Source organism: Achromobacter marplatensis, from assembly GCF_002209535.1.
Classification (GTDB): Bacteria; Pseudomonadota; Gammaproteobacteria; order Burkholderiales; family Burkholderiaceae_B; genus Achromobacter; species Achromobacter marplatensis.
In genome coordinates this window covers 65,877-90,623 of the sequence record NZ_NJIG01000014.1, presented here as the reverse complement: position 1 = coordinate 90,623, position 24,747 = coordinate 65,877, and the positions used below count along the sequence as shown (strand labels likewise).

Annotated in this window: 23 protein-coding genes and 4 tRNA genes; 13 read left to right on the top strand and 14 right to left on the bottom strand. The window is 65.4% G+C overall.

The features are described 5' to 3' along the window. Nucleotides 1-18 precede the first annotated feature (18 nt). Complete coding sequence (gene rnr / locus CEY09_RS24710; RefSeq protein ID WP_035213170.1) at nucleotides 19-2,484, bottom strand: ribonuclease R; 2,466 nt, start codon at nucleotides 2,482-2,484, stop codon at nucleotides 19-21. Nucleotides 2,485-2,706: 222 nt separating this feature from the next. Between rnr and CEY09_RS24705 the strand changes: the two genes are divergently transcribed. After that, nucleotides 2,707-2,791, top strand: a tRNA-Leu gene (locus CEY09_RS24705). 103 nt (nucleotides 2,792-2,894) lie between these two features. Continuing rightward, nucleotides 2,895-2,979: transfer RNA gene (locus CEY09_RS24700), tRNA-Leu, on the top strand. A gap of 208 nt (nucleotides 2,980-3,187) precedes the next feature. Here the strand turns inward: CEY09_RS24700 and CEY09_RS24695 are convergent. Further along, complete coding sequence (locus CEY09_RS24695; RefSeq protein WP_006224939.1) at nucleotides 3,188-3,799, bottom strand: tRNA-uridine aminocarboxypropyltransferase; 612 nt, start codon at nucleotides 3,797-3,799, stop codon at nucleotides 3,188-3,190. Between the two features lie 161 nt (nucleotides 3,800-3,960). Here CEY09_RS24695 and CEY09_RS24690 point away from each other — a divergent pair. Beyond that, nucleotides 3,961-4,045, top strand: a tRNA-Leu gene (locus tag CEY09_RS24690). A 126-nt stretch (nucleotides 4,046-4,171) separates the two neighbouring features. Here the strand turns inward: CEY09_RS24690 and CEY09_RS24685 are convergent. Further along, on the bottom strand, nucleotides 4,172-4,621 hold the full coding sequence (locus CEY09_RS24685) for a GNAT family N-acetyltransferase (RefSeq protein ID WP_006224940.1): 450 nt from the start codon (nucleotides 4,619-4,621) through the stop codon (nucleotides 4,172-4,174). A gap of 112 nt (nucleotides 4,622-4,733) precedes the next feature. On the opposite strand from CEY09_RS24685, the gene CEY09_RS24680 reads away from it, so the two are divergent. From CEY09_RS24680 to CEY09_RS24665, 4 genes are all read left to right on the top strand, one after another. Beyond that, nucleotides 4,734-5,630 (top strand): DMT family transporter, encoded by an 897-nt coding sequence (locus CEY09_RS24680; protein ID WP_088590625.1) that lies wholly within the window; start codon nucleotides 4,734-4,736, stop codon nucleotides 5,628-5,630. A 38-nt stretch (nucleotides 5,631-5,668) separates the two neighbouring features. After that, the gene (locus tag CEY09_RS24675; RefSeq protein WP_088590624.1) at nucleotides 5,669-6,613 is read left to right on the top strand and encodes an AEC family transporter; all 945 of its coding nucleotides are present in this window, start codon (nucleotides 5,669-5,671) and stop codon (nucleotides 6,611-6,613) included. A gap of 175 nt (nucleotides 6,614-6,788) precedes the next feature. Then, nucleotides 6,789-8,012 carry a YeeE/YedE family protein gene (locus CEY09_RS24670; protein WP_167390153.1) on the top strand — a complete coding sequence of 408 codons (1,224 nt, stop codon included), beginning with the start codon at nucleotides 6,789-6,791 and terminating at the stop codon, nucleotides 8,010-8,012. Nucleotides 8,013-8,127: 115 nt separating this feature from the next. Beyond that, a complete protein-coding gene (locus tag CEY09_RS24665) occupies nucleotides 8,128-9,768 on the top strand; it encodes an FMN-binding glutamate synthase family protein (protein ID WP_088590623.1) in 1,641 nt (546 codons plus the stop codon). 27 nt (nucleotides 9,769-9,795) lie between these two features. On the opposite strand, the gene CEY09_RS24660 is transcribed toward CEY09_RS24665, so the two are convergent. Both CEY09_RS24660 and CEY09_RS24655 read right to left on the bottom strand, forming a co-directional pair. Next, nucleotides 9,796-11,298 carry a phospholipase D-like domain-containing protein gene (locus tag CEY09_RS24660; RefSeq protein ID WP_377785520.1) on the bottom strand — a complete coding sequence of 501 codons (1,503 nt, stop codon included), beginning with the start codon at nucleotides 11,296-11,298 and terminating at the stop codon, nucleotides 9,796-9,798. Nucleotides 11,299-11,310: 12 nt separating this feature from the next. Beyond that, complete coding sequence (locus CEY09_RS24655) at nucleotides 11,311-11,643, bottom strand: ElaB/YgaM/YqjD family protein (protein ID WP_088590621.1); 333 nt, start codon at nucleotides 11,641-11,643, stop codon at nucleotides 11,311-11,313. Nucleotides 11,644-11,979: 336 nt separating this feature from the next. Between CEY09_RS24655 and egtD the strand changes: the two genes are divergently transcribed. The 3 genes from egtD to CEY09_RS24640 all read left to right on the top strand — a co-directional run bounded on the left by egtD (nucleotide 11,980) and on the right by CEY09_RS24640 (nucleotide 14,537). Beyond that, nucleotides 11,980-12,957, top strand: coding sequence for an L-histidine N(alpha)-methyltransferase (gene egtD / locus CEY09_RS24650; RefSeq protein WP_088590620.1), 978 nt, complete (start codon nucleotides 11,980-11,982; stop codon nucleotides 12,955-12,957). Between the two features lie 36 nt (nucleotides 12,958-12,993). Further along, nucleotides 12,994-14,310: an ergothioneine biosynthesis protein EgtB gene (gene egtB, locus CEY09_RS24645; protein WP_088590619.1), complete on the top strand. Its 1,317-nt coding sequence runs from the start codon at nucleotides 12,994-12,996 to the stop codon at nucleotides 14,308-14,310. Nucleotides 14,311-14,460: 150 nt separating this feature from the next. Next, a tRNA-Met gene (locus CEY09_RS24640) sits at nucleotides 14,461-14,537 on the top strand. A gap of 159 nt (nucleotides 14,538-14,696) precedes the next feature. Here the strand turns inward: CEY09_RS24640 and CEY09_RS24635 are convergent. The 3 genes from CEY09_RS24635 to CEY09_RS24625 form a co-directional block, all read right to left on the bottom strand. Continuing rightward, entirely contained in the window at nucleotides 14,697-15,608 is a 912-nt protein-coding gene (locus CEY09_RS24635; protein WP_088590618.1) for a hypothetical protein, read from the bottom strand. A gap of 198 nt (nucleotides 15,609-15,806) precedes the next feature. Further along, nucleotides 15,807-15,998, bottom strand: coding sequence for a hypothetical protein (locus CEY09_RS24630; protein ID WP_081534216.1), 192 nt, complete (start codon nucleotides 15,996-15,998; stop codon nucleotides 15,807-15,809). Between the two features lie 133 nt (nucleotides 15,999-16,131). Continuing rightward, a complete protein-coding gene (locus CEY09_RS24625; protein ID WP_234818392.1) occupies nucleotides 16,132-16,329 on the bottom strand; it encodes a hypothetical protein in 198 nt (65 codons plus the stop codon). Nucleotides 16,330-16,643: 314 nt separating this feature from the next. On the opposite strand from CEY09_RS24625, the gene CEY09_RS24620 reads away from it, so the two are divergent. Further along, nucleotides 16,644-16,835, top strand: coding sequence for a hypothetical protein (locus CEY09_RS24620; protein ID WP_006224951.1), 192 nt, complete (start codon nucleotides 16,644-16,646; stop codon nucleotides 16,833-16,835). 30 nt (nucleotides 16,836-16,865) lie between these two features. On the opposite strand, the gene yddG is transcribed toward CEY09_RS24620, so the two are convergent. Further along, nucleotides 16,866-17,774, bottom strand: a complete 909-nt coding sequence (gene yddG / locus CEY09_RS24615; RefSeq protein WP_088590616.1) for an aromatic amino acid DMT transporter YddG — start codon at nucleotides 17,772-17,774, stop codon at nucleotides 16,866-16,868. 174 nt (nucleotides 17,775-17,948) lie between these two features. Here yddG and CEY09_RS24610 point away from each other — a divergent pair, with 174 nt between their 5' ends. Beyond that, on the top strand, nucleotides 17,949-18,197 hold the full coding sequence (locus CEY09_RS24610) for a 6-phosphofructokinase (RefSeq protein WP_088590615.1): 249 nt from the start codon (nucleotides 17,949-17,951) through the stop codon (nucleotides 18,195-18,197). 17 nt (nucleotides 18,198-18,214) lie between these two features. Here the strand turns inward: CEY09_RS24610 and CEY09_RS24605 are convergent, their stop codons facing one another. Further along, complete coding sequence (locus CEY09_RS24605; protein WP_088590614.1) at nucleotides 18,215-19,789, bottom strand: sensor domain-containing diguanylate cyclase; 1,575 nt, start codon at nucleotides 19,787-19,789, stop codon at nucleotides 18,215-18,217. A 187-nt stretch (nucleotides 19,790-19,976) separates the two neighbouring features. Here CEY09_RS24605 and CEY09_RS24600 point away from each other — a divergent pair, with 187 nt between their 5' ends. Next, nucleotides 19,977-21,821: a DUF4153 domain-containing protein gene (locus CEY09_RS24600; RefSeq protein WP_234818391.1), complete on the top strand. Its 1,845-nt coding sequence runs from the start codon at nucleotides 19,977-19,979 to the stop codon at nucleotides 21,819-21,821. A 1-nt stretch (nucleotide 21,822) separates the two neighbouring features. Here the strand turns inward: CEY09_RS24600 and CEY09_RS24595 are convergent, their stop codons facing one another. The 4 genes from CEY09_RS24595 to CEY09_RS24580 all read right to left on the bottom strand — a co-directional run bounded on the left by CEY09_RS24595 (nucleotide 21,823) and on the right by CEY09_RS24580 (nucleotide 24,739). Next, a complete protein-coding gene (locus CEY09_RS24595) occupies nucleotides 21,823-22,044 on the bottom strand; it encodes a hypothetical protein (protein WP_006224956.1) in 222 nt (73 codons plus the stop codon). Nucleotides 22,045-22,174: 130 nt separating this feature from the next. Next, a complete protein-coding gene (locus CEY09_RS24590) occupies nucleotides 22,175-23,266 on the bottom strand; it encodes an AI-2E family transporter (protein WP_088590612.1) in 1,092 nt (363 codons plus the stop codon). Nucleotides 23,267-23,333: 67 nt separating this feature from the next. Continuing rightward, nucleotides 23,334-24,038 carry a DUF3053 family protein gene (locus CEY09_RS24585; RefSeq protein ID WP_088590611.1) on the bottom strand — a complete coding sequence of 235 codons (705 nt, stop codon included), beginning with the start codon at nucleotides 24,036-24,038 and terminating at the stop codon, nucleotides 23,334-23,336. Between the two features lie 194 nt (nucleotides 24,039-24,232). Continuing rightward, complete coding sequence (locus tag CEY09_RS24580) at nucleotides 24,233-24,739, bottom strand: GNAT family N-acetyltransferase (protein ID WP_088590610.1); 507 nt, start codon at nucleotides 24,737-24,739, stop codon at nucleotides 24,233-24,235. Between the last annotated feature and the right edge of the window lie 8 nt (nucleotides 24,740-24,747).

Here is a 24,747-nt window from a genome sequence, read left to right as displayed (position 1 = left end):
GGGCGCATTCAGGGCAGATCAGTGCCGCTTGTGCGTCGCCTTCTTGGCCGGCGCGGCGCGTTTGGCTGCCCTGGGCGGCTTGCCCGCCTTCTTGGCGTCCGCGCGCCGCTCCTTGGCGGTCTGTCCCTTCAGGGCCGCCGGCTTGGGAGCCGCCGCCTTCTTCACGCGGCGCATCGGCTCTTCCGGCCCGCGGGCCGCCGCCTTGCGCAGCGCGTCGAAACTCGTGCCTTGCACCAGACGGAATTCGATGCGGCGCGCTTCCAGATCCACGCGCGCCACTTGCACCTGCACCTTGTCGGTCAGGCGATACCGCATGCCGGTGCGCTCACCGCGCAGTTCGTGCAGGGCGTCGTTGAACTGGAAGTACTCGCCGCCCAATTCGGAGACGTGCACCAGCCCTTCGACGTGCAGCGTATCCAGCGTGACAAAGATGCCGAAGCTGGCCACGCCAGTGACGGTGCCGCTGAAGTCTTCGCCCACGCGCTCCTTGACGAACCAGCACTTGAGCCAGGCCTCGACGTCGCGCGATGCCTCATCGGCGCGGCGTTCGCTGGCCGACAGCACCAGGCCCATTTTTTCCCAGATGGCGTGCTCGTGTTCCTTCTGCGTGCGGCCGATGACGACCGCCTGGTCGTCCAGGCTCGGCACATAGCGCTGCCCGGCCAGCAAGGCCTTGATCACCCGATGCGTCAGCAGGTCGGGATAGCGGCGGATGGGCGACGTGAAGTGGCTGTAGCCCGGGTAAGACAGGCCGAAGTGACCCATGTTGTCCGGGCTGTAGACGGCCTGCTGCATGGAACGCAGGCACATGGTCTGCAGCAGCTGGTAATCGGGACGGCCGCGCACGGTATCCAGGAAATCGCCGTAATCCTTGGCGGTAGGCGTTTCGCCGCCGCCCATCGACAGGCCCATCGTACGCAGGAATTCGCGCAGCGACTGCAGGCGTTCCGGGGTGGGACCTTCGTGGATGCGGTACAGGCCAGGATGCTTGCTGCGCGTCATGAAGTCGGCCGCGCAAGTGTTGGCGGCCAACATGCATTCTTCGATCAGCTTGTGGGCGTCGTTGCGCACCGACGGGACGATCTGTTCGATCCGGCCCAGTTCGTTGCAGACGATCTTGGTCTCGACCGTGTCGAAATCAATGGCGCCGCGCTTCTTGCGGCCCTGCACCAGTAACTGGAACAGCTCGTACAGGTGCTGGACCTGCGGCATGACGGCGCGCATCGCCGCGGCAGCCGGGCCGCCGGGCTGCTGCAAGGCCGCCCAGATGTTCGTGTAGGTGGTGCGGGCATGCGAGTGCATCACCGCGTTGTAGAACTGGTAGGCCGTTACCGTGCCGGCCTTGGCGCCGGTAGCCGGAATCACCATGTCGCAGACCAGCACCAGGCGGTCCACGTCGGGGTTCAGCGAACACAAGCCATTGGACAGCGTCTCGGGCAGCATCGGAATGACGCGGCGCGGGAAGTAGACGCTGGTGCCGCGTTCGATCGCGTCATCGTCCAAGGCGTCGCCCGGACGCACATAGTGGCTGACGTCGGCAATGGCCACCAGCAAACGCCAACCCGGGCGCTTGCGCTGGCCCGTGCCCAGTTCGACGGGTTCGCAATAGACGGCATCGTCGAAGTCGCGCGCGTCTTCGCCATCGATGGTGATCAGCGGCACATCGCGCAAGTCCACGCGGTCTTTCAGGTCGCTCTTGCGCACCACGTCCGGCAAGCGCGCGGCCTGCTTGCGGGCGGCTTCCGAGAATTCGACGGGAACGTCGAACTTGCGCACCGCGATCTCGATTTCCATGCCGGGGTCATCGATTTCGCCCAGCACCTCGGCCACGCGGCCCAGCGGCTGCGTGTGGCGCGTGGGCTGTTCCATGATCTCGACCGCGACCACTTGCCCGTGCTGGGCGCCGTTGGTGTCGCTGGGCGGAATCAGGATGTCGTGCTTGATGCGCTGGTCTTCGGGCACGACGATGGACAGGCCATGCTCGTGCAGGAAACGGCCCACCAGCTTGTTGGTGCGGCGTTCGATGACTTCGACGATGGTGCCTTCCGGCTTGCCGCGGTATTCGCCCGACGGCTTGACCAGCACGCGGTCGCCATGCAGCACCTTGAGCATTTCGCGCGGCGACAGGAACAGGTCCGGGCCGCCGTCATCACGCAGCAGGAAGCCGAAACCGTCGCGGTGGCCCAGCACCTTGCCGGCGACAAAATCCAATTTGGTCGCGAGCAGCAACACGCCCTTGCGGTTGGGCATCAGTTGCCCGTCGCGTTCCATGGCGCCAAGCCGGCGCTCGAACCCGACCATCGTCGCGGCACGCTCTACGCCCATGCGCTCGGCCAATTCCACCGGAGACAACGGCGAACCCGCGGCACGCAGCGCGGTCAGAATGGCTTCACGGGACGGGACATCAGGATCGAAGTCCGGCGGCGCTTCGGGCAAGGGTGTTGATCTGTTGTTTTTCGATTCGTTATTCGATCGTTTTGCCAAAGCTGAAATTTCCGTATATAATGCGCAGCTTCTGTGGTTCGCCCAAGGCTGAACACTGAAGCAGAAATGGTCAGAGGGGTCGAAAGACCCATTGTAAAACCAACTGCGCTCGGGACGCATGTTTTAGTTAAGTAAGTACGCTGGAAACAACGTACAGGCCTTAATAAAAACAAAGCAACTAGAGCGGCAGCGTATCACATAGTTCTGACAGTATCTTTCAGTGCCCAGGTGGCGGAATTGGTAGACGCGCACGGTTCAGGTCCGTGTGCCGCAAGGTGTGGAGGTTCGAGTCCTCTCCTGGGCACCACGGAATTTAAATCGAATCAGCTTTCGGGCTGGCTTGATAAGAAAGCAGTAAATTAAAGAGCAGTAAAAATAGCAAGACGCGAAGTACGCAAGTATTTCCCAGTGCCCAGGTGGCGGAATTGGTAGACGCGCACGGTTCAGGTCCGTGTGCCGCAAGGTGTGGAGGTTCGAGTCCTCTCCTGGGCACCACCCGCATATAGGTCGAATCAGCAGCATGCTGGTTTTGATAGCAAGGCTGAAAGCCCCGAAAATCGAAAGATGTTCGGGGCTTTTGCTTTTTCCGCGCTTATCCTTGTCCCGATCCTTATCCCCCGCCCTTTAAACGCATCTTCTTCCCGCGTTGATCGTTGAGCGCCCTGCCGTTATTTTCCAGGCCAGGGGCGCCCCACCGCTGGCATCAGCGCCACGGCACCTTGCGCTGCAGATGATGGCGCGCATACAGGTCTTCGCCCATGCCTTCGATCTGGCCATCGATCAAGGCTTCGAAAGGCCGCAACAACGCATCGGCGTTCATCGGCGCCTCCAGCGCATTCAAGGCATGCGTCACGGCTTCGATCGTGGATAAGGCGCCCGGAATGTCCGCATGGCGCACGCGATACCGCGTCGTCAGCCCCGCCGGCAACATCACGCGCGGCAGCGCCGCCAACTCAGGATTAATGTGCAGCAGCTTGCGCGCGTGCCCCCAGGTGCCGTCCGGCACGATCAATTGGATCGGCAGGTCCTGATCCTGCCCATATCCGGGATGCAAAATGTCGGCCGCCGGACCGGGAAACAGCAGACGGGGCGCGTAACCGGGCTCCGCCCAATCGGCCGGCGAGAAATATTCGCCTACGACGCGCCGCGCGCCCGCCAACCCCAGGACGGCCAACCTGGCCGTGTTCAGCGCATGGCGCGCCTCGCTGGGATGCTGCAAGACCACGACGCGCGTGCGGCATGACAAGGAAGGAATTAGCGCGCACAGGCAGTGCGATTCAGGACGCAGGCAACGCGTGCAAAGGGTACGGGACATGGGGCGACACTATATCGAAAGCTGGCCGCTCGAAAAAAATGCAAAAAAGAGGAAAAATAGTCGCCATTACTTGCACACCTTAAAAAAAGTATGCATAATCTCGTTCCACTGCTGCTGACCAAGAAACGAAGCGAAAGCGACGCAACAAGTGAAGCACCAGCGCCCAGGTGGCGGAATTGGTAGACGCGCACGGTTCAGGTCCGTGTGCCGCAAGGTGTGGAGGTTCGAGTCCTCTCCTGGGCACCAATTATTACATCACGAGGTACCTGTCGTGATGCGCCAAGAAGAACCCCGTTCGTGAAAACGACCGGGGTTTTTTTCTTTTCCGTCCCGGTCTTTTCAGCCCCGGCAGCGCCGGGGCTCCTGGCCGCCTTACTTCAGCACGCGGGTCATCACCACGTGCGGAATCCCGGCTTCGACGAATTCCTCGCCTTCCACGGTAAAGCCGTGCGCTTCGTAGAACCCGGCGGCATGGGTCTGCGCGTGCAGCACCAGCATGCGGTGGCCGTCGCCGTGGCCTTGCCCGATCAACGCATCCAGCAATTGGCCGCCCACCCCCATGCCGCGCGCCTTCTTATGCACAGCCATGCGGCCGATATGGCCGTCGGGCAGCAATCGTCCCGTGCCCATCGGCGTGCCGTCAGGCCCGTACGCCACGGCATGCACTGACACGGCATCGTCGTCATCCAGCTCGACCTCAGGAGGCACTCGCTGTTCGACGACGAACACCTCGTAGCGAACCGAGTAGGCATCTTCGCGCAGCCGGTCCCACGTACCCAACGCGATACGCACCGATGATTGCTTGTTGGTCGACATCTCCATTCCCTCGCGTGCAGCTTGTCAATAATAAATATCCTACGCCGCATTCTCGCAGGGATGACATCCAGGCGAAAAGGGGTACGATCGCGGCTTGCCCACGTTGCCTAGGCACGACATGACGCCCTCCGCCCCACCGGCTTGGCTGAAAGCCGCCCCCGCGCTTTTCCTGGTGTTGTGGTCCAGCGGTTTCGTCGTGCTCAAGATCGGGCTGGCCTATGCAGACCCGATGACGTTCCTGGCCGTGCGATACGCCTGCGTCGTCCTCATCCTGCTGCCTTTCATGGTGGTCCTGCGTCCGCCGCTGCCGCCGGGCGCCCGCGCCTGGGGCCATCTGGCGATGGTCGGGCTGCTATTGCAGGCCGGCTACTTCTGTTGCACCTATCTCTCGCTGAAGCTGGGCATGTCCGCGGGCGGCATGGCGCTGATCGCCTCGCTGCAGCCGATCCTGATCGGGCTGTTGGCGCCCCTGATCGCGCATGAACGCGTGGATGCCCGGCGTTGGGCCGGCCTGGGCCTAGGGGTGGCGGGCGCCGCGCTCGTCATCGTCGCCAAGGCGTCCATCGACGTGCTGGCGCCGCTGGGACTGCTGTTCGCCGTGGGCGCGCTGCTTTGCATCACGGGCGGCACCCTCTATGAAAAGCGCTATGGCGCGCAGACGCACCCCGTCACGTCCAACCTGGTGCAGTACGCCGTCGGGCTGGCCGTATCGGCACCGCTGGCCTTCTGGCTGGAACCGATGCGCATCGAATGGACCGGCCCGTTGCTCGCGTCGCTGGCCTATCTGGTCGTGGGCAATTCGCTGGTTGCCATCACCTTGCTGCTGACGATGATCCGGCACGGCGAGGCCTCGCGCGTGTCGGCGCTGTTCTTCCTGGTGCCGCCCTGCACGGCGGTCTTCGCCCTGATGGCGCTGGGCGAGCCCATTCCGCTGCTGGCTTGGCCCGGCATGGCGCTGGCAGCCGTCGGCATCCTGCTAGTCACCCGCAGCGCGCGGGCGCCGCAAGTAGAATAGGCGCCTTCCCGCGCCCCTGGCCCGCCACACCGTCGACCATGAATGCCGTCGTTACCGCCGCCCTGCCCGTCTTTGCGCTGATCCTGACTGGCTGGCTGGCCGCCCGGCTCCAACTGCTGGGGCCCGGCGCCACCGACGCGCTGAACCGCTACGTGGTCTACCTGTCCTTGCCCGCGCTGCTGTTTCGCGCGATGACGCAGGTGGATCTTGCGCACATGGCACACTGGGGTTTTGTCGGCGCATTCGCAGGCGGCATCGCGGTCACGTTCCTGGTGTCGTTCCTGCCGGGACGCGGCGGCCGGCGCGCGCTGACCGACCGCAGCATTGAAGGCCTGGCCGCGTCCTACGCCAATGCCGGCTACATGGGGATCCCCTTGTGCCTGGCGCTGTTTGGCGCCGAAAGCCTGGCGCCCGCCGCCTTCACCACGCTTCTGACCGCCAGCGTCCTGTTCGGCTTCGCCATCGCGATGATCGAGTTCGACCGCCAGCAGACGCCCAACGTGGCCGCCACGCTCATCAAGGTCGGGCGCGCGCTGATGCGCAACCCGCTGCTGGCCGCGCCGGTGCTGGGCCTGGCTTGGGCATCGACCGGCGTGGCGCTGCCGGAAGGCGTCGACCGCTACGTGTCGCTGCTGGGCGCATCGGCCAGCCCGTGCGCGCTGGTCACGATCGGCCTGTTCCTGGCGCAGACGGAAACCGCTACGGCGGGCCCCGGCGTCCTGCGTCTGGTGACGGGCAAGCTGCTGCTGCAACCCGCCGTCACGGCGGTGCTGGCCTTCTACGTTTTTTCCATGCCCCCGCTCTGGGCCTGGACCGCCGTGCTGATGAGCGCGCTGCCGATCGGCACGGGTCCCTTCATGCTGGCCAAGATGTATGGCCGCGACGCGCGGGTAACGTCGCGCGCCATCCTCGTCTCGACCGTGGCGTCAGTGCTGACCGTCAGCCTGCTGGTCGCCTGGATCAACACGCACCCCATTTCCTGATCGCTCTTCATCGGGACCCCGCAGGGCGGCATGTCCTATATAACTATTGGTTATTATTGAAGCAGTAATCAATAGTTTGAAGGCGTTAAGGCCCGGCCTTACACTTTCGATATTCCGACGGGCGCCCTTTACGCGCCCGTTTGCATTGACGATCCAGATCCCACCGGGACGCCCCATGAGCTCCAACGCCTCTACCCTGCCCTTGCCCTCGGCCCTGCCGCCCATCCAGATCAACCGCGCGCCGCTCTGGATTGCGCTGCTGCTGGTGCTGGCCGGCGCGCTGTATTTGAACCAGACCGTCAGTTGGCGCCAAGGCGCGCTGTGGGTGGTTGGCGCGCTGCTGGGCGTCACGCTCTATCACGCCTCGTTCGGCTTCACGCAAGCCTGGCGCGTCTTCGTGTCCGACCGCCGCGGCGCCGGCCTGCGCGCACAGATGTTCATGCTGGGCGTCGGGGTGCTGCTGTTCTTCCCCTTCCTCGCTTCGGGTTCGCTCTTCGGCCAGCCCGTCACGGGGCTGGTTTCGCCGCCGGGGGTGTCGGTCGTACTGGGCGCGTTCCTGTTCGGCATCGGCATGCAACTGGGCGGCGGCTGCGCGTCGGGCACGCTGTTCGCAGTCGGCGGCGGCAACACTCGCATGCTGGTCACGCTGCTGTTCTTCATCGTGGGTTCGGTGATCGCCACCGCCAATTTCGGCTGGTGGTCCACGCTGCCGGCGCTGGCGCCCACCTCGCTCATCAAGACCTGGGGCCTGGCGCCCGCGCTCATCGCCAACCTGGCGGTGTTCGCGCTGATCGCCTGGGGCGCCACCGCGCTTGAGAAGCGCCGCCACGGCCATGTGATCTCGTTCGCGTCGCGCACCGCGCGGCCCGTCTCGCTGCTGCAGGGCCCCTGGCCGCTGATCTGGGGCGGCGTGGCGCTGGTGGTGTTGAACTTCGCGACGCTGGCGCTGGCTGGCCGCCCCTGGGGCATCACCTCGGCGTTTGCGCTGTGGGGCGCGAAGGCCTGGAACGCCGTTGCCGGCGACGTGGCGACCTGGACCTACTGGAGCAAGCAGCCCGCGTTGGCGGCGCCCCTGCGCCAGGACGTCACGACCGTCATGGACATCGGCCTGATGCTGGGTGCGCTTGCCGCCGCCAGCGCCGCCGGCAAGTTCGCCCCCGTCTGGAAGGTGCCGGCCCGTTCGCTGGCCGGCGCCGTCATCGGCGGCCTGCTGCTGGGCTACGGCGCCCGACTGGCCTTCGGCTGCAACATCGGCGCCTACTTCAGCGGCATCCTGTCGGGCAGCCTGCACGCCTGGCTGTGGCTGCCGGCCGCATTCGCGGGCAGCGCGTTGGGTGTGCGCCTGCGCCCCGCCTTCGGACTGGCGGTGGAAAAGACACCGCCGCCCTCCAGCTGCTGACATCCCTCTGCCGGAAAACAGTGTTCCAGAACAGCCCCCTATTTCAGGGGGCTTTCTTTTTTTTCGGTGGTTCAGCTGGTGTATGGTTGCTGCATTCCGCAATACGGAGAGGACTATGAGCTGGATCGTCGGCCGCTACACGGCCTTTATCTTGACCCTGGCGGGCGCAGCCGTCACCGCCGTGCTGGCGTTCACGAGTTCGCTCTGGTGGCTGTGGGCCGCCGTTCCGCTGGCGATGCTGGGCGCGCTTGGCGTCTATGACCTGATCCAGACCCGCCATGCCATCCGGCGCAACTACCCGGTCCTGGGCAACCTGCGCTTCCTGTTCGAATTCATCCGCCCCGAAATCCGCCAGTACTTCCTGGAAGACGACACGCAGGCCGCGCCGTTCTCGCGCGCGCAGCGCTCCATCGTGTACCAGCGCGCCAAGCGCGAGATCGACAAACGCCCCTTCGGCACGCAAGAAGACGTCTACGGCGACCGCTACGAATGGATCAACCATTCCATGTCGCCCTCGCACATCAACGACACGGACTTCCGCGTCACCGTGGGGGGGCCCGACTGCAAGCAGCCCTACTCCATGTCGGCGTTCAATGTGTCGGCCATGAGCTTCGGCGCGCTGTCGGCCAACGCCATCCTGGCGCTGAACGAAGGCGCGCGCCAGGGCAATTTCGCGCACGACACGGGCGAAGGCGGCATCAGCCGCTACCACCGCCAGCCCGGCGGCAGCCTGGTATGGAACATCGGTTCGGGCTACTTCGGTTGCCGCGACGAGCACGGCGCGTTCTCGGAAGAAGCCTTCGTCAAGAACGCCTGTACGCCGCAGGTGAAGATGATCGAAATCAAGCTGTCCCAAGGCGCCAAGCCGGGGCACGGCGGCATCCTGCCCGCGGGCAAGGTCACGCCCGAAATCGCGGAAGCGCGCGGCGTGGTCGCCTGGCAGGATTGCAATTCGCCAGCCAGCCATTCGGCCTTCGACACGCCCATCGGGCTGATGAAATTCGTGGCACGCTTGCGCGAGTTGTCCGGCGGCAAGCCGGTGGGCTTCAAGTTCTGCGTAGGCCACCCGTGGGAATGGTTCGCCATCGTCAAGGCCATGCTGGAGACCGGCATCACGCCGGACTTCATCGTGGTGGATGGCGCGGAAGGCGGCACTGGTGCCGCGCCCGTGGAGTTCGTTGACCACGTCGGCACGCCGCTGCGCGAAGCGCTGCGCCTGGTGCACAACACGCTGATCGGCGTGAACCTGCGCGACCGCATCAAGCTGGGCGCGTCAGGCAAGATCATCACCGCGTTCGACATGGCGCGCGTCATGGCCATGGGCGCCGACTGGTGCAACGCCGCGCGCGGCTTCATGTTCGCCATCGGCTGCATCCAGGCGCAGGCGTGCCATACCGGCAAATGCCCCACGGGCGTCACCACCCAGGACCCCATGCGCCAACGCGCACTCGTCGTGCCCGACAAGGCGCAGCGCGTGGCTTACTTCCACAGCAACACGCTGCACGCCCTGGCGGAACTGCTGGCCGCCGCGGGCCTGACACACCCCAATCAGCTGCGTCCGCACCACATCGCGCGCCGCATCTCTTCCAGTGAAATCCGGCTGCTGTCGGCGCTGTTTCCGGAATTGGCGCCCGGCGAACTGCTGCGCGGCGAATTCCGCCACCAGGTGTTCCGCGTGGGCTGGGCGATGGCGCAGGCGCAGTCGTTCCAGCCGACGCGCGACATCACCACGGCGCTGGCCGAACAGCACGTCTAGCCACAAGCGAAAGCGGATGTCCGGACGCTACAGCCAGCGTTCGAACATCCGCGAAAAGAACTCCATGAAGCGATCGTCGGCGCCACGGTTGCGCCAATCTTCGGGCGTGATCTGCACCGAGTCGGCCACATCGCGCTGGAACAGGGCCTCCATTTCGCTGGCGAACTCGGGGCCCAGCACCACCGCATTGATTTCGTAGTTCAGCGCAAAACTGCGCCAGTCCATATTGCTGGAGCCCACGGTGGACCACACGCCGTCCACGACCGCCGTCTTGGCGTGCAGCAGGGCATCGCGCCGCTCGTAGAGCTTCACGCCAGCTTTCAGCAATTCCGTATAGTGCGAACGCCCCGCGTTGAACACCAGCGACGAATCGGAAAAGCCCGGCAACACCAGCACCACATCCACACCGCGGCGCGCAGCGCCAGACAGTACGTCGATGAACGCCGGATCGGGCACGAAGTACGCCATGGTGATGTGGATGGACTTCTGCGCGCTTTCAAACGCGGACATCAGCGTCAGGTAGACCGTATAGCCATCGCTGCGATCGGGCTGATTGGCCAGGATGCGCACGCGGGTGTCGCCCACGGCCGGCGCGATCGGTGCGCCGCCCGCGGCAAGCGGCTCGTCGGACTGCGATGCCCAGCCGGCCTGGATGACCTGCTCAAGTTGCGCGACCGCGGGCCCTTCGATACGCAGGTGGGTATCGCGCCACGGCGCCGTTTTCGCATCGCCTCCGCCCTTGCCGTCGCCCTTGCCCGCGCCGCGCCCCGGACTGGATCCCGCGCCCGATCCCGACCCGCCCCCGGGCGAAGACTCGTACACGCTGCTGACGTTGATGCCGCCCAGATAGCCGACCTTGCCGTCCACCACCAGCACCTTGCGGTGGTTGCGCTGGTTCGGCGACCAGCCTGCCCGCGCACTGGCCGGATTGACGGGATTGAACACCGCCACCTGCACGCCCGCGTCCCGCAGGCGCTGGAACAGCGCATCCGGGGTCTTGAGCGTGCCCACCGCGTCCACCATCAAGGCCACATCCGCCCCGCGGTTGCGCGCCGCGATCAAGGCCTCGGCAAAGCGCGCGCCTTCCGCGTCGTCGTCGAAGATATAGGTTTCCATGTGCACGTACCGGCGTGCCTGCCCGATGGACTGCAGCATGGCCTGGTAGGTGCTGGGGCCGTCGGCCAGGAGCCGGACACGGTTGCCTGCCGACAGCGGCGTGCCGCTGACGGCCTGCTCGACGGCCAGATGGCGCGCCAGGAAATCGTCTTTGGGAGTTTTTAGATCCGCCGCAATGCCTTGCCCGCGGCGGTAGCTGTCGCGGGCCGCCTCGGCGGACAAGCCTGCTTGCGCCTTGCGCGCATCTCGCTCCTGCGCGCTGGGCACACTGGCGCAAGCGGCCAGCATGGCGACAGCGCATGCCACGAACAGCGCTTCTACCCAGCGGCGCGCGCCGGGCAGCCATGAGGCTATCCTCGAGCGCCCTCCGCGCCGGCGCGCGGCCGGCGGCGGAGGCAGCACTGGCGGCCTCATGGCGAGACCGGCTTAGCGCCTGCCGCTTGCCACCAGGCAGCCCAGCAGCGCGCCGACCAGAGCGGCCACGCCGACGGACTTCCAGGCATGTTCATGCACGTACTCGTCGGCGTACGCCGTGGCGCGGCGGGCGCGTTCGCGCGCGGCGCCTTCCCAGTCACCCGCCTGGTCGCGGGCGTCGGCCAACTGCTGCTTCAGGCGAGCGCGGGCCGATTCGATTTCGGAGCCGGTATAGGAAGCCGTCGAACGCAAGAGGTCTTCCGTGCCGGCAAGCAGCTCATGGAAGCTGTCGTTGACCCGGTCGCGATGCAAAGCCATCTCGGCGCGTTGGTGCTTTCGATTCATAGTCGCTCCTTGTGAAGGTATTGGGCCTGCCGTTGTGCCGCCGTTCCGACGCGATTGTGCGTCCGCGGGGCCATCCGGTTGACCATGTCCCCATTGTGCCGATCATTCGGCACCGCCGCCCGAGCTTTGGCAACCAGCCGTAATCCGATATTTCAGCGGAGCGAAACTTGCTGGGCGATTGCCTGGGACCGCCGCGCGGCCCTTGCGCCCCGACGGACCCGATTTCGTAAAAGTCCATTGCATTCAGCAGCTTAGCGCTTGACAGCGGAACCCCACCCGCCGCGACAATAGCCCTTTGCAATGCGCTTACCCCACCTCAAAAAAGGAAGTGAACGCATGGTTTCCCCTTCAGCAGTGCTGGCCCACACCGCGCAGGAATATCAGGCGCGCCCATCCCTGGCCTTGAGCGCCGAGCAGGTCGAACTGCGCGACGGCTTGCTGGATCACCCCGCCCACATCGATCCCAAATTCCTGTACGACGCGCTGGGTTCATCGCTGTTCACCGCCATCACCCAGTTGCCCGAGTACTACCCCACCCGCTGCGAAGCCGAAATCTTCGAGCGACACGGCCAGGACATCGCGCGCCATATCGGCCCGGTGCAGTCCATGATCGATCTGGGCGCAGGCGATTGCGTCAAGGCGGAGCGGCTGTTCGCCAGCCTGCGTCCGCGCCACTACGTGCCCATCGATATCTCCGCCGACTATCTAGAGACCGCCGTGCGGCGCCTGCGGCTCTCTTATCCCGACTTGCGCGTGACCGCCATCGGGCAAGACTTCTCGCAAGCGCTGGCCTTGCCCGCCGAAATTCCCGCGGAACAGCGGCTGTTCTTCTACCCGGGATCCAGCATCGGCAACCTCAGCCCCGACGACGCGCACGCCATGCTGCAGCGCATACGCGCGCAATGCGATGGCGGCGGCCTGCTGGTGGGCGTGGACCGCGTCAAGCCCAGGCAGGTGCTGGAACCCGCTTACGACGACGCGCTGCACCTGACTGCCGCCTTCAACCTGAACCTGCTGCGTCATGTGAACCAGGTGCTGGACGCCGACTTCAACGTGGACGACTGGCGCCACGTCGCGTTGTTCAACGCCGCGCGCTCGCGCATCGAAATGCATCTGGAAGCCCAACGCGCGCTGCGCGTGGCCTGGCCCGGCGGCACACGGGACTTCAGCGCCGGCGAACGCATCCACACCGAGAATTCCTACAAGTTCACCCCACAGGCCTTTTCCGACCTGCTGCAAAGCGCCGGGTATCGCGACGTTGCCCACTGGTCGGATTCGCGCGGCTGGTTTTCAGTTTTCAGCGCCCGCGCCTGACGCGGACACCCCATCAACGCCCACTGGAGGATCGCCATGGAACCTGCCTGCCTGCTGACTCACCCCGCCACCGGACCGTATGCCAGCGGACAGGCCGGCCAGCACGACCGCTTCGACGCGGTGCGAACCACCAGCACGGCGCTTGCCGCGCCGCTCAGCCCCGAAGACTGCCAGGTGCAATCGATGCCCGATTGCAGCCCCGTCAAGTGGCATCTTGCGCACACCACCTGGTTCTTCGAGACCTTCCTGCTGACGCAATTCCATCCGCCGTACACGATGTTCCACCCGCAGTATCGGATGCTGTTCAACTCCTACTACAACGCGATCGGCGCCAAGCATCCGCGTCCGCAACGCGGCCTGCTCTCGCGGCCCTCGCTGGCCGACGTGCTGCAGTACCGCCAACACGTCGACCGCGCCATGCACGATTTGATCTCGCGCCTGGGCGGCAATGACCCGGACTTCGACGCGCTGCTGGAATTGGGCCTGAACCACGAGCAACAGCATCAGGAACTGATCCTGACCGACGTGAAGCATATGCTGTCGGCCAACCCGCTGAAACCGGCGTATGTGGCCACCGGATCGCCCGCCCTTCCCCCCGGTACCCCGGCGGGCTGGACGCGCTACGGCGGCGGCATCAGCCGTATCGGCCACGATGGCCGCGGCTTCGGCTTCGACAACGAGGGCCCCGCTCACGAGGTGCTGCTGGCCCCCTTCCATCTGGCCGACCGCCTCGTCACGCAGCACGAATTTCTGGCCTTCATCCGCGACGGCGGCTACAAGCGCCCCGAACTGTGGCTGTCGGCCGGCTGGGACCGCGTCTGTGCGGAAGGCTGGCGCGCCCCGCTGTACTGGGAGGGCCAGCGCGACGAGTGGCGCGTGTTCACGCTGCGCGGCATGCAGGACCTGGAATTGCAGGCGCCCGTCACCCACGTCAGCTACTACGAGGCTGACGCGTATGCGCGCTGGGCCCGCGTGCGCCTGCCGCGCGAGGCGGAATGGGAACACGCCGCCCGGCAACTGGCCGACCCCGCGTTTCCCGGCCGCGCGAACATGCTGGAAAACGGCCATCTGGACCCGCGCCCCGCGCCGGCCCGCAACGGCTCGGGTGGCCCCGTGCAGTTGTTCGGCGACGCCTGGGAATGGACGGCCAGCGCCTATGACGGCTACCCCGGCTACAAACCCGACGCGGGTGCAGTCGGCGAATACAACGGCAAATTCATGTGCAACCAGTACGTGTTGCGGGGCGGCTCCTGCGCCACGCCGCGCGATCACATCCGCGCCAGCTACCGCAATTTTTTCCCGCCGGAAGCGCGCTGGCAATTCTCGGGCATCCGGCTTGCCCGGGACGCCTGAAACACGCCTTTAAATTTTTGCCTTTCCCCCGCTTGCATGGCAAAAAAGTTTCGTGCTAGAATTTCGTTCTTCGTTGCTCAGCGCTACAAAACAAGCACTGATTGGCGAGAAAGAAGCAAAGTAAAAGCAAGAGAAAAGCAAGACCCAGATGGCGCATTAGCTCAGCCGGTTAGAGCGACGGAATCATAATCCGCAGGTCCCCTGTTCGAATCAGGGATGCGCCACCAAGAATTCAAAAAGGCCCTCACTTCGGTGAGGGCCTTTTGCTTTGCGGCGACGACTTTGATCAGTTCAAACTCCGGCCAATCATCATCGACCACTGCAAACCACAGTGGCCGATGACAGCAGACATCACACGCGCCATCACACGTAACGCAGGGCGAGCATCAAATGCGACGCAACGCGTCGCGGCGCTTGCCGCCCCAGGTTGCCGCGAGGCTCGCCACAAAGGCGCCGATCAACATGGAGGCAAAGCCCCACAGCGCAAATGCGGCTGCGGCCTTGCGCGCCTTGTCGGCGGCTTCCTTGGCCTTTTGCTTGGCGTCTTCCGCCGCCTTCTTGGCACTGGCGACCGCCTGCTCGACACGGCGCTGCGCCACGGCGGGTTCGACGCCGGTTTGTGCAGCCACCACCTTCACCACATAGTCACGGTCTTCCGGCGCGATATCGCCACGCGCCAGGCTCATTGCCACGATGCGGCCCACTTCGGCCCTCGCGGTATTGCGATCGCCGCCCGCATCGGGGCGATCAGAACGCAGCAGCGTGTCCGTGAAGTAGTCGGTCGCACGGTCCATGCCGCCACCGCTTGCGCCGGCCGCGGCCGTCGCCGTGACTGCTGCGCCCGCCCCTGCCGCCACGGTCGCACCCGTCTTGGCGGCACCGGAGGCTACGGTAGCGATCGCCGAACCCAGCAGCGCGGCGCTGACCACTGCACTCAGCGCCCATACCAGGAAGCCATGCGCCGTATCGCGGAAATAGACCTCGTCCGAATGCACATCCACCCACTTCGTGCGCAGGCGGCCGGCCACATAACCACCGATGCCGTAGGCCACGATCTGCGTGAACAGCATCCACGCAATGATGCTGATGCCGACCGCGGGGGCCGACATGCCCTCATCCGCCCACGGCGACACGGACAGGAAGCCCAGGCCGGTGCCGCCGGCGAACAGCGCCAGTGACAGCGCGGCGGCGATCACCGCGCCCGCGATCACTGCGGCCCAGGACACCGCCGAGACGGCCGATTCGTGCGGAGGCACGCCGCCGCCGTAGGGCTGGCTCAATGAAGATGCGTTTTCCATGGTGATTCCTTGTTGATTGTTTTGTCGCGCCGCTGGCGGGCCCTGGTCGGGCCGGCTCCGGCGCGGGAAACGGACGGCACGTCAGTGCCAGAAAAGCGCCAGCAGGATGATGATGGGAATAGGCACGCCTATCAGCCACAGCAAGATGGAACGCATAACGGACTCCTCATGGTTGTCATTGCATTGCGACGCTGGCGCTCAGGCCAGGTCAATTGCGCCCGGCAGGCGCGGGTCTGGGGCGGGGGGTGTGGGATCGTGAGCCGGCGGATCATCAGGCGGCTGATTCGGATCCGGCAGCGGATCGTCGGGCGGCAGGTTGCCGGGTAGCGAGGGATCGTCCGGCGGCAGGTCGTCGGGCAGGCCGGGCTCTCGATGCGGGGATGGGGTCATGGTGTAGCTCCTCCGGCGTCAAACGCGCCGCCCGCCTTACAGCAATTAGCGTTCCCGGACCCGCGTGATCATTGCGCCAGACGCAAAAAAGCCCTCTTTCGAGGGCTTTCCCGTGGTGTCGAGCAAGACGGCATCAAGGCTTGGCCTTGTCGTCCTTTTGCAGATCCAGGCCATTTATGCCATCGCTGCCCAGAAATGCCATCACGGCCGCCTTGCCGGCGGCAGAGGCTTCGTCCTGGCTTGCATAGCGCCTTTCCGAATAATTGGTGCTGTGCACATTACCGGATTCGGGATCGAGCAAGGTGATGATCCACGCGAACTCGCCGGGCATTAATTGCCTGACCTGTAGCGTGGCACGCGTGCCGGGGCGCAATCTGTGCGGCATCTGGCAGCCTTTTCAGTAATGGGATGCCCCCATCGTAGCGCAAAGCCGCCCAGCCACAGCACTGCGCCGAACGCCGTTCGAAATGCTGCGCAAGCACATGAATCCATGCTGCACACCCCGAGGCAAAAACGCCACACCCCACGGTTTCCGCCAGGAAAACCCTAGGGTCCACGCCGCGAATACAGGCGCACAATCAGTACAAACATAGAGACCGCACAAGCGGCGCCGCATCCCTTTAATCAGGCGAGGACGGAGACAACATGACTTACGTAGCAGTGGTTATCAGCTGTTTTATGGTTATGGGTATCGTCGCGTTGGTGATTCAAACGATTCAAAGCGCGGGGCCCGAGCCCTGGCTGAAGATTTCGGCGGCGATTGTCAGTTCAACCTTTGCTTCGCTGTTGTTGATCCCGCTGGGCTACGCGGTTGCCCAGACCATGCTGATCGACTGACGCCTCCTTCCACGGGGCAACCCGCCAGGGCTATCCGCCCCGGGCGGGCTTGCCGCGCGTCGCCGCCCAACACAACAACGAACCGGCGGTAACCATCGCCACGCCCTGCCAGAACGGCGGAGCAAGGCGGGTCGACAGCCATACGGCTGCGAAGAAGGTGGAAAGCACGGGTGTGAAGTAGGACGCCGTGGCCAGCAAGGTCAGGTTGCCTTTGAGTATTCCCACGTTCCACAGCGCATAACCGGCCGCCATCGCGCCGCCGGTCACGCACAGTTCGAGCGTGGCGGGTCCGGTAAACGCCAGCGCCGGCTCGGCGCTGAAGCCATACTTGATCCACAATGCCGCCGCAGTCAGCATGAAGAACAGCGCGACGCCATTCTTGCCGTCGGCAAAGCGCGTGGTCACGTTGCAGTAAACGGCCCAGATAATGGCGCCACTGAATGCCAATCCATAACTGAGGGGGTTGCTCGATACGTTGGCCAAGGTGCGTTCCCACGACAGTCCGCCCGATCCGCCCACAACCCAGACGATGCCGCAGACCGACAGCACAATCCCGGGCACCACCCATGCGTTGGCGCGCTGGCCGTTGATGACCATCGCCAGCACCACCGTCATGCAGGGCCAGAGATAGTTGACGATGCCAAGCTCGATGGCCTGCCCGCGATCAAGTGCGAAACCCAGCGACAAAGACAGGCAGATCTCGTAGGCGACGAACAGCAGGCTGCCGACGATGAGATAGCGCCGGGGAAAACTGCGCAACGTCGGAAAGCCCAACAAGCACACCAGAAAAACCGACCCCACCGTGTAGATGAGCGCGGCGCCCCCGATGGCGCCGAAGCTTTCGCTGACGCTACGAATAAGCCCGACGACCGTGCCCCACAGCACGATCGCCAGCAAACCTAGGAAGGTGGCCGTATTCCGGCCAGGGGAAATTTGCATTACCGTTCCGCATGCTCGTTGCTGCACGCCGCATTGCCTGCAGACCAGGCACGGCGTCAGGCGGGCAGTGTAACGAATACCAGGCGTTGAAGTCGTGACCTGCCGGCATGGGGAAACCCATGCCGATAAGCGCTATACCCACTGAAACAACGATGAAGAGGGAGAAGCATCCGCATGGCCATTTCCATACGCAGATTGAGCGATGTGCTCGCCAGCACGGAGTCGGGCAGGCTTTATCGGATAGAGGTTTTCTTGCAGGCGGATGATCCGGGGACCGTGGACTCGCCGCCGGCGGCCACGCGCTATATCCTCAGGACATCGGAAGGCGAACGCGTCATCGCCCTGGGCGACAAGCGCTATCGCCTGAAATCCGGTGAAGTGCTGACCGCCCTGGCGCCGCAGCAAGCGCCTCCCCCCAGTTGATGGGGCGGTGTCCGGCATCACAGATCCGACGCGACCCGCCGCTTGCCCTGCCCCTTGGCCTTGTACAGCGCCACGTCGGCACGCTCCAGCAGTTGCAGCATCGTGATGCCGGAATGCGGATAGACGGCGATGCCCACGCTGGCCGACACCGCCACGCGGATACCCGGATAAGGCAGCGACAGGCCCTCGACCAGCGCCTCAGCGACGATCTGGGCGTTTTCCTGGCCAACGCCCATCAGCAAGACGGCGAATTCGTCGCCCCCCAGACGGGCCGCCACGTCGGACACCCGAATCGCGCGCGCCATGCGGTCCGCGGCTTCCTTCAACACCGTATCGCCAGCGGCGTGGCCGTGCAGGTCGTTGACGGCCTTGAAGCCGTCCAGGTCGATCGCAAGGATCGCGAAGGATTCGCCGCTGCGCTGCGCCACCGCCAATTCACGCAGGATCAATTCACCGAACAGCACTCGGTTGCACAACCCCGTCAGCGGATCGTAGTGCGCCAGATGCTGAGCATGCGCCAACATGCGCGAGGCCTGCAATAGCGCCGTGCCGACCTCCTGAGCCTCTTTCACCGGGGTGGTCGGCAACTCGACGGTGCGGCCTTCGCCCAACGCAAGCGCCGGGCCGACCAGCCCCTGCACCGCAGAAGTCAGACGGTTTGCCAGGCGCAAGGCCAACCACAGCCCCAAGCCGAACGCGAACAACGTGCCCAGGGCCAGCCACGCAATCGAGCGGTATAGATCCGTCGTCAACAGGGTCATGGGCGCGCCGGCCGCGACAGTCCACCCCGAGAGCGCCGACCGGCTGAACGCGGTGTAGACCGGGGTGCCTTCCTTGGTGGTGGTCTCAAGCGCCCCCTCACTTTCCTGCTGCACGGCCTGAGCCAAGGTGGGAACCGCCTTCTGCCCGACGAACCGCGCGGCGTCTCGAGTGCGGGCGACGATCGTCCCGGAGCTGTCCAGCACCGCCGCCACCCACCCGTCCGGAAGCGCCCGGCGGCCCAATGCGTTGCCGATACGGCTGGGCGACAGGCCCACATTCAGGCTGTAGACGACCGCATCGCCGCGCACCACCGGTACGCCCAGTGCGATCGTCGGCTGTTGGCTCACTCCGCCCGTGAACAAGCGGCTGAGTACCGGCGCGCGCGTCTCGAACACCCGGCTCAAATCCTGCGGCGCGCCGCTCATGGGCAAGGGCGCGCCATAGGGCACCAGCGTGTTGAGGATCTGCCTGCCGTCGCGGTCGGTCAGGACGTAGCTGTCCACGATCTGGAACCGTACCGATTCCCGTGCACGCTGATGGAAGCTTGCGAGGTCCCCGCCGATCAGGTCGGGCGAGGTCGCCAGCATCTGCACGCCGGCTTCGACGCCGGTCAACTCGCGGTCGAGAATGGCGGTGAGGTTGCGGGCCAGGAAGATGGTGTCGCGAAAGATGCGCTCTTTCTGGATGACATAGCTTTCGTACACAGCCACCGACGCCACCACCAGCGCGGGGGAAATACAGGTGAAAACGAGTGCCAGCAGACCGGTCCGCATGGAATACCGATGCATCGGACGAGCTTTCGCGCCAGCCAGGCTTTCGCCGTCAGCCATCGCCTATCCCCCTTGGTCGCATGCGCCTCCCGCTATGTATTCCGAAGCGATGTTCCGCCTGATGGCGTCCCGCTCCGCGTCCCCAATTTACTCCGAAATTTTCGGCGATGCGACGACTTCCTGACAGACGGATACGCTTGGTCATCTTCGTTGGCGACAGGTTGCTACTATCGCCGCCATGACCAATATGTCCCCTGAATCATCCGCCTCCGAAAAGCTGGACGCGTCCGACAAGACCGTGCTGATCTACGGCGCCCTCGCCGCCCTGTCCGGCCTCGTCCTCCACCAACTCATGACGCTGCGCGCATGGCCCTGGAACCACCCGTTTGCCCTGGCCTTCCTGCTGCAGTGGATCGCGCTGGCGCCGCTGGCGGGCGCCTTGCTCGCGGGGATGCGCAGCGGTCGACGCTGGCTGGCAGCGCTGGCGGCGTACGGGCTGATCCTGCCCGCCCTGACGGCCTACGGCCTGACGTCCGCGAGCGGTTCTTTGCCGCAGGAACTGGGCGGGTGGCCGCAGGGCAATGACCTGGCGCTGGCGCTGCTGCTGACCGGCGTCGCGGGCTTTATCCTGCTGCCGTTGATCCAGGCCCTGGACGCCGGCAAGCCGCACTGGAACTACCCCGCCGTCTTTCGCGCCACCTGGCGCATGGCGGTCCATCTGACGCTGGCCGCTTGCCTAGCCATGGCGGTATGCCTGCTGCTGACCGCGGCGGGCGCCATGTTCACCATGATCGGCATCCAGGCCGTCCGCGCCATCGTCGACGACGCGCACTTCCGGCTCGCCGCCTGGCCGATGATCCTGGCCGCCTGCCTGGTGGGCGTGCGCCGCCGCCCGTCGTTGACCGAGACGCTGCAACGTTCCTGGCTGACGTTGAATGCGTGGCTGCTGCCGCTGGTCACCGTCGTGGGGCTGGCGTTCACGCTGGCGCTGGCTGCCCGCATGGCGCTGGGCCTGGAGGCCGTCCAGCTTTCCGCCGGCGCGCTGATCGCATTCTCGCTGGCCTGGATCAAGCTCATCAACGCCGCCTGGCAGGACAGCCCCGAGGCCGCCCCCTTTGGGCCGCGCCTGCGGGGGCTGCTACGTGCGGCGATGGTGTGCCTGCTGCCGCTGGCCGCGGTCGCCCTCTACGGCGCCATCGTCCGCGTGGAGCAATACGGTTGGACCGTCCTACGTGTGTGGGGACTCGCCGGCGGCACGATGCTGGTCCTGTACGGCGCGGGCTACGCCTGGGCAGCGCTGCGGCCCACGCGCTACTACGCCGTCCTGGGCGCCACCAACCTGATCGCGGCCTTCGCCACGCTGGGGCTGCTGCTGGCCATCAACACGCCGCTCGCCAATCCCCTGCGCCTGACCGCGGAAAGCCAGTTGCGGCGGATCGTCGACGGACGCCTGGATCCGGAGCGGTTCAGTTTTCACGCGATGGGCAAAGACTACGGCCATTGGGGCCGCGATGCCTTGCAACAGTTGGCCGACGGCGCAGCCAATGCACGGGACCCGCAGATTGCGCTGGCGGCCGCGCAGGCCCTGAAAGGCAGCTACTACAGCTGGGACGACGTGAAACGGGCTAACGGCCAGCCGGCGGCCGATCCCGCGCCGGCAGACGTACCGGCGTTCGCCACCACGCCGGCAGGCCGCGCGATACCCGACGCATGGTGGAACGCACTGCGCGACGACTCACCCGGCCGGGCGAAACTGTGCTCGCCCCCGGCCACGCAGAACACGGCGGCAACGCAGCCTTGCCGGCTGATCTTCGCCGACCTGACGGGCGACGGCGTGGACGAGATCATCCTGTACATCCCGCCACGCGACGCCGAGCCCGGCACCGGCGAACAGTTCATCGCCTACGTTTGGGAGGCGCCGCAATCCTGGCACCAATTGGGCTGGCTGCGGGCAGAGAGCTTTGAGCAAGCCATGGATGACGCGACCGGCGTACAAGACATCGGCCAGGCGCTGGAACAAGGGCTGGTGCGCACCCAGCCGCGGCCGGACCGCGACCTGATGATCGGCGACAACCTGCTGCGGCTGCGCTGAGCTATTGCTCCTCCAGATCGGGGGTGCCTGTGAACTGGCTTTTCAGCAAGGTCAGCGCCCCCTTCTCCGCCAATGCCTCGTTGGGGTAGACGTGCTTGGTGTCTTCAAGCACCGGGAATCCGAAGATGCGGACGCGGGTGTGAAAGCCTTCGGGGGTTTCGGCGAATTCGATATCAAAATTGCGCTCTTCGATCCAGCCCGATCGATGCAGTTTCCATTCCATATGCAACACGCTCCTGAGTGGCGACGTCGACACGAAAGGCCGGCCGGAAAAGGCCGACGCTGCTACACCATACACCCGGCGCGGTGCCTGCGGATGACTCGCCGCCACCGCAGGCGCCACGCCACGTGTCTTACTCTGCGGGAGGCGGCGCCGTTTCCGCCTTGCCCAGCAACTCTTCCGAAGCGGGCGAGAACAGGTCCCAGCAAGCCATGAACAAGGCGGCGATCAACGGGCCGATCACAAAGCCGTTCAGGCCGAACAAAGCCATGCCGCCCAGCGTGGAGATCAACACCACGTAGTCCGGCATCTTGGTGTCCTTGCCCACCAGGATCGGACGCAGCACGTTGTCCACCATGCCGATGACCAGCACGCCGAACGCGATCAGCACCGCGCCCTTGACCATGGCGCCCGTCAACAGGAAGTAAATCGCGACAGGCGCCCAGATCAGGCCCGCGCCGATTGCGGGCAAGAGGGACAGGAAGCCCATGATCACGCCCCACAGCAGCGCGCCCTGGATAGACAGGATCCAGAAGATGATCCCGCCCAGCGCGCCCTGCGCCGCGGCCACTGCGATGTTGCCTTTGACAGTGGCGCGCACGACGGTGGTGAACTTGCGGAACAGGTGCTGCTTGTGCGCGTCGCTCAGCGGCATGGCGCGCTTCAGGCGCGCCGTCAGTTGCGGACCGTCGCGCAACAGGAAGAACAGCAGATACAGCATGATGCCGAAGCTGATCACGAACTGGAACGTGTCCTGTCCGATGTTCAGGGCCTGGGTCGCCAGGAACTGGCTGGCCTGCATCGCGCCTGCGCTGAGTTTTTCCTGCAGGCTGGGAATGTCGGCCAGATCGAAGCGCGCCAGCAGGTCATGCACCGACGGCGGCAACGCAGCCATCGCTTGCTGGAAATAGGCGCCGAAGTTCAACTCGCCCGACTTGATGCTCTGGTACAGGTTTGCGCCTTCGCTCACCAGCGAACCGCTGATGGCGACCAGCGGCAGGATGACCAGCAGCAGGACCAGCAGCAAGGTGATGAATGCGCCAAGATTGCGGCGTCCGCCGATACGCGCGACCAGCCTGCGCTGCAGGGGCGCAAAGATGATGGCAAGGATGGCGCCCCAGAAAACGGCGCCGTAGAAAGGCCACAGGAGCCAGCCGAACGCGATGGTGACCACCACGAGCAGGAGCAGAAAGGTTCTGTAGTGCAAGCTGGTTGATTGGCTCATATTCCGTTCCAGGCACGGCGAACGCCGCGAGACCCGCATTGTACAAAGCGTCCGCCTTGCGGCGGGTTCAGGCCCCCAGCGCCACGGCGAGCAAGACGGTTTCACGCGCTTGCGCCAAACCGTCGGACTGCGCGTTCAGCCCCTGCAGGCGCAGGTTCAGTTCCTGCTGGAGCGTCAGCGTGGCTACGCGGGCCTGGCCGTCCACCAACTGGATGTCCGCGGCATGGGCGGCCACGAAATCCGCCACGCCCACGGCGTCGCGCGCCACGGAGTCCATCCGGGTGGCGGCTTGCATCAGATCCGCGGCGGGCGCGGTCACGGCTTCGTCATACGCGCCGCCATAGACGGGCGCCAGGTCGGGCGGCAGCGTCATCGCGGCGCGCGCGCGATCGGCCTTGGCGCGGGCATCCTGCAGCTTGCCCGCGCTATCTGCCAGAGTCTTGCGGGCGGCCTCGAAGCCAGCCTTGCGCTCGACAATGTCGCCCACCGACCGGATCGTCTCGACCGCCAACACCTCGCGCAACGGGGCAGCGGCCTCGGCCATCGCCTTCTGGAAATCGGTAATGACCTCATACGCGTCGGCGTAGTCGCCTATCGCGTCCTTCTCGGCGTTGGTCAGCGCACCGATGGGCAACAACGCGTCGCTGCTTACCCGCGCTTGCAGCAACTGGATGAACGCGACCCGCTCCTGGGGCTCTTTATTGACGCAGGCCGTCATGAACAGCATCGAAGCCATTGCCAGGCCCGTCAGGCAGGCTCGCCATGGTGACATGCGTGTCCTCCTTGCATGAGGGGGTTGAGGTGGCGGGATTGACGCCCCGAGGGCCGCAGCCACCCCCGCGGCGACGGCTGACACCCGTGGGCAGATTATCCCGAAGCGTCCTTCGGCAGCCATCGGTGGGCGGATTTTGTTGCGATCGAAGCGAGTTGACACAGGACGCGCCGGGCCGGGATCCGTCCGGGCCCTCATGCGTTCAACGGGTAGGCCATCGCGCATCGCCGCGCAGCATCGAAGCCCGCGTCCGACTCCGCTTGCAGCCGGGCCTGCAACAGCGGCGCAAGCGGCGCCGAAAGCTCGGCAAACCCCTGCCGCCGGTAGAACGGCGCATTCCAGGGCAGCTCCCAGTCCGTGGTCAGCACCACCGCCCCGTAAACGCCCGCGGCCCGCGCATGCGCCAATACCGCCTGCAACAGCGCCCGGCCCAGACCACGCCCTTGCCAAGGCAAGGCCACCGACATTTCGGCCAGGAACAAGTCGCCACCCATCGGCCGCGCCAACGCGAATCCGCGCACCTCGCCATCGGGCTGCGCGACCCACAGCAGGCCGGCAGCCTGGGCCGCGGCCAATTCTTGTGACGGCAGCGTGTCGCCATCGGCAGCCCAGGCCAGGGCGGTACCGCGGAAGCGCTCGGCGGCGGAGCGCTCGATATCGGCCAGGCAGGCCAGGTCGGAGAGTCGGGCGGATCGGATCATGAGGGGTG

Coding starts and splice junctions, on each gene's coding strand:
- CEY09_RS24695 (WP_006224939.1), bottom strand. CDS start 3,799: ATGTCCCGTACCCTTTGCACGCGTTGCCTGCGTCCTGAATCGCACTGC.
- CEY09_RS24685 (WP_006224940.1), bottom strand. CDS start 4,621: ATGGAGATGTCGACCAACAAGCAATCATCGGTGCGTATCGCGTTGGGT.
- CEY09_RS24680 (WP_088590625.1), top strand. CDS start 4,734: ATGACGCCCTCCGCCCCACCGGCTTGGCTGAAAGCCGCCCCCGCGCTT.
- CEY09_RS24675 (WP_088590624.1), top strand. CDS start 5,669: ATGAATGCCGTCGTTACCGCCGCCCTGCCCGTCTTTGCGCTGATCCTG.
- CEY09_RS24670 (WP_167390153.1), top strand. CDS start 6,789: ATGAGCTCCAACGCCTCTACCCTGCCCTTGCCCTCGGCCCTGCCGCCC.
- CEY09_RS24665 (WP_088590623.1), top strand. CDS start 8,128: ATGAGCTGGATCGTCGGCCGCTACACGGCCTTTATCTTGACCCTGGCG.
- CEY09_RS24660 (WP_377785520.1), bottom strand. CDS start 11,298: ATGAGGCCGCCAGTGCTGCCTCCGCCGCCGGCCGCGCGCCGGCGCGGA.
- CEY09_RS24655 (WP_088590621.1), bottom strand. CDS start 11,643: ATGAATCGAAAGCACCAACGCGCCGAGATGGCTTTGCATCGCGACCGG.
- egtD (WP_088590620.1), top strand. CDS start 11,980: ATGGTTTCCCCTTCAGCAGTGCTGGCCCACACCGCGCAGGAATATCAG.
- egtB (WP_088590619.1), top strand. CDS start 12,994: ATGGAACCTGCCTGCCTGCTGACTCACCCCGCCACCGGACCGTATGCC.
- CEY09_RS24635 (WP_088590618.1), bottom strand. CDS start 15,608: ATGGAAAACGCATCTTCATTGAGCCAGCCCTACGGCGGCGGCGTGCCT.
- CEY09_RS24630 (WP_081534216.1), bottom strand. CDS start 15,998: ATGACCCCATCCCCGCATCGAGAGCCCGGCCTGCCCGACGACCTGCCG.
- CEY09_RS24625 (WP_234818392.1), bottom strand. CDS start 16,329: ATGCCCGGCGAGTTCGCGTGGATCATCACCTTGCTCGATCCCGAATCC.
- CEY09_RS24620 (WP_006224951.1), top strand. CDS start 16,644: ATGACTTACGTAGCAGTGGTTATCAGCTGTTTTATGGTTATGGGTATC.
- yddG (WP_088590616.1), bottom strand. CDS start 17,774: ATGCAAATTTCCCCTGGCCGGAATACGGCCACCTTCCTAGGTTTGCTG.
- CEY09_RS24610 (WP_088590615.1), top strand. CDS start 17,949: ATGGCCATTTCCATACGCAGATTGAGCGATGTGCTCGCCAGCACGGAG.
- CEY09_RS24605 (WP_088590614.1), bottom strand. CDS start 19,789: ATGGCTGACGGCGAAAGCCTGGCTGGCGCGAAAGCTCGTCCGATGCAT.
- CEY09_RS24600 (WP_234818391.1), top strand. CDS start 19,977: ATGTCCCCTGAATCATCCGCCTCCGAAAAGCTGGACGCGTCCGACAAG.
- CEY09_RS24595 (WP_006224956.1), bottom strand. CDS start 22,044: ATGGAATGGAAACTGCATCGATCGGGCTGGATCGAAGAGCGCAATTTT.
- CEY09_RS24590 (WP_088590612.1), bottom strand. CDS start 23,266: ATGAGCCAATCAACCAGCTTGCACTACAGAACCTTTCTGCTCCTGCTC.
- CEY09_RS24585 (WP_088590611.1), bottom strand. CDS start 24,038: ATGTCACCATGGCGAGCCTGCCTGACGGGCCTGGCAATGGCTTCGATG.
- CEY09_RS24580 (WP_088590610.1), bottom strand. CDS start 24,739: ATGATCCGATCCGCCCGACTCTCCGACCTGGCCTGCCTGGCCGATATC.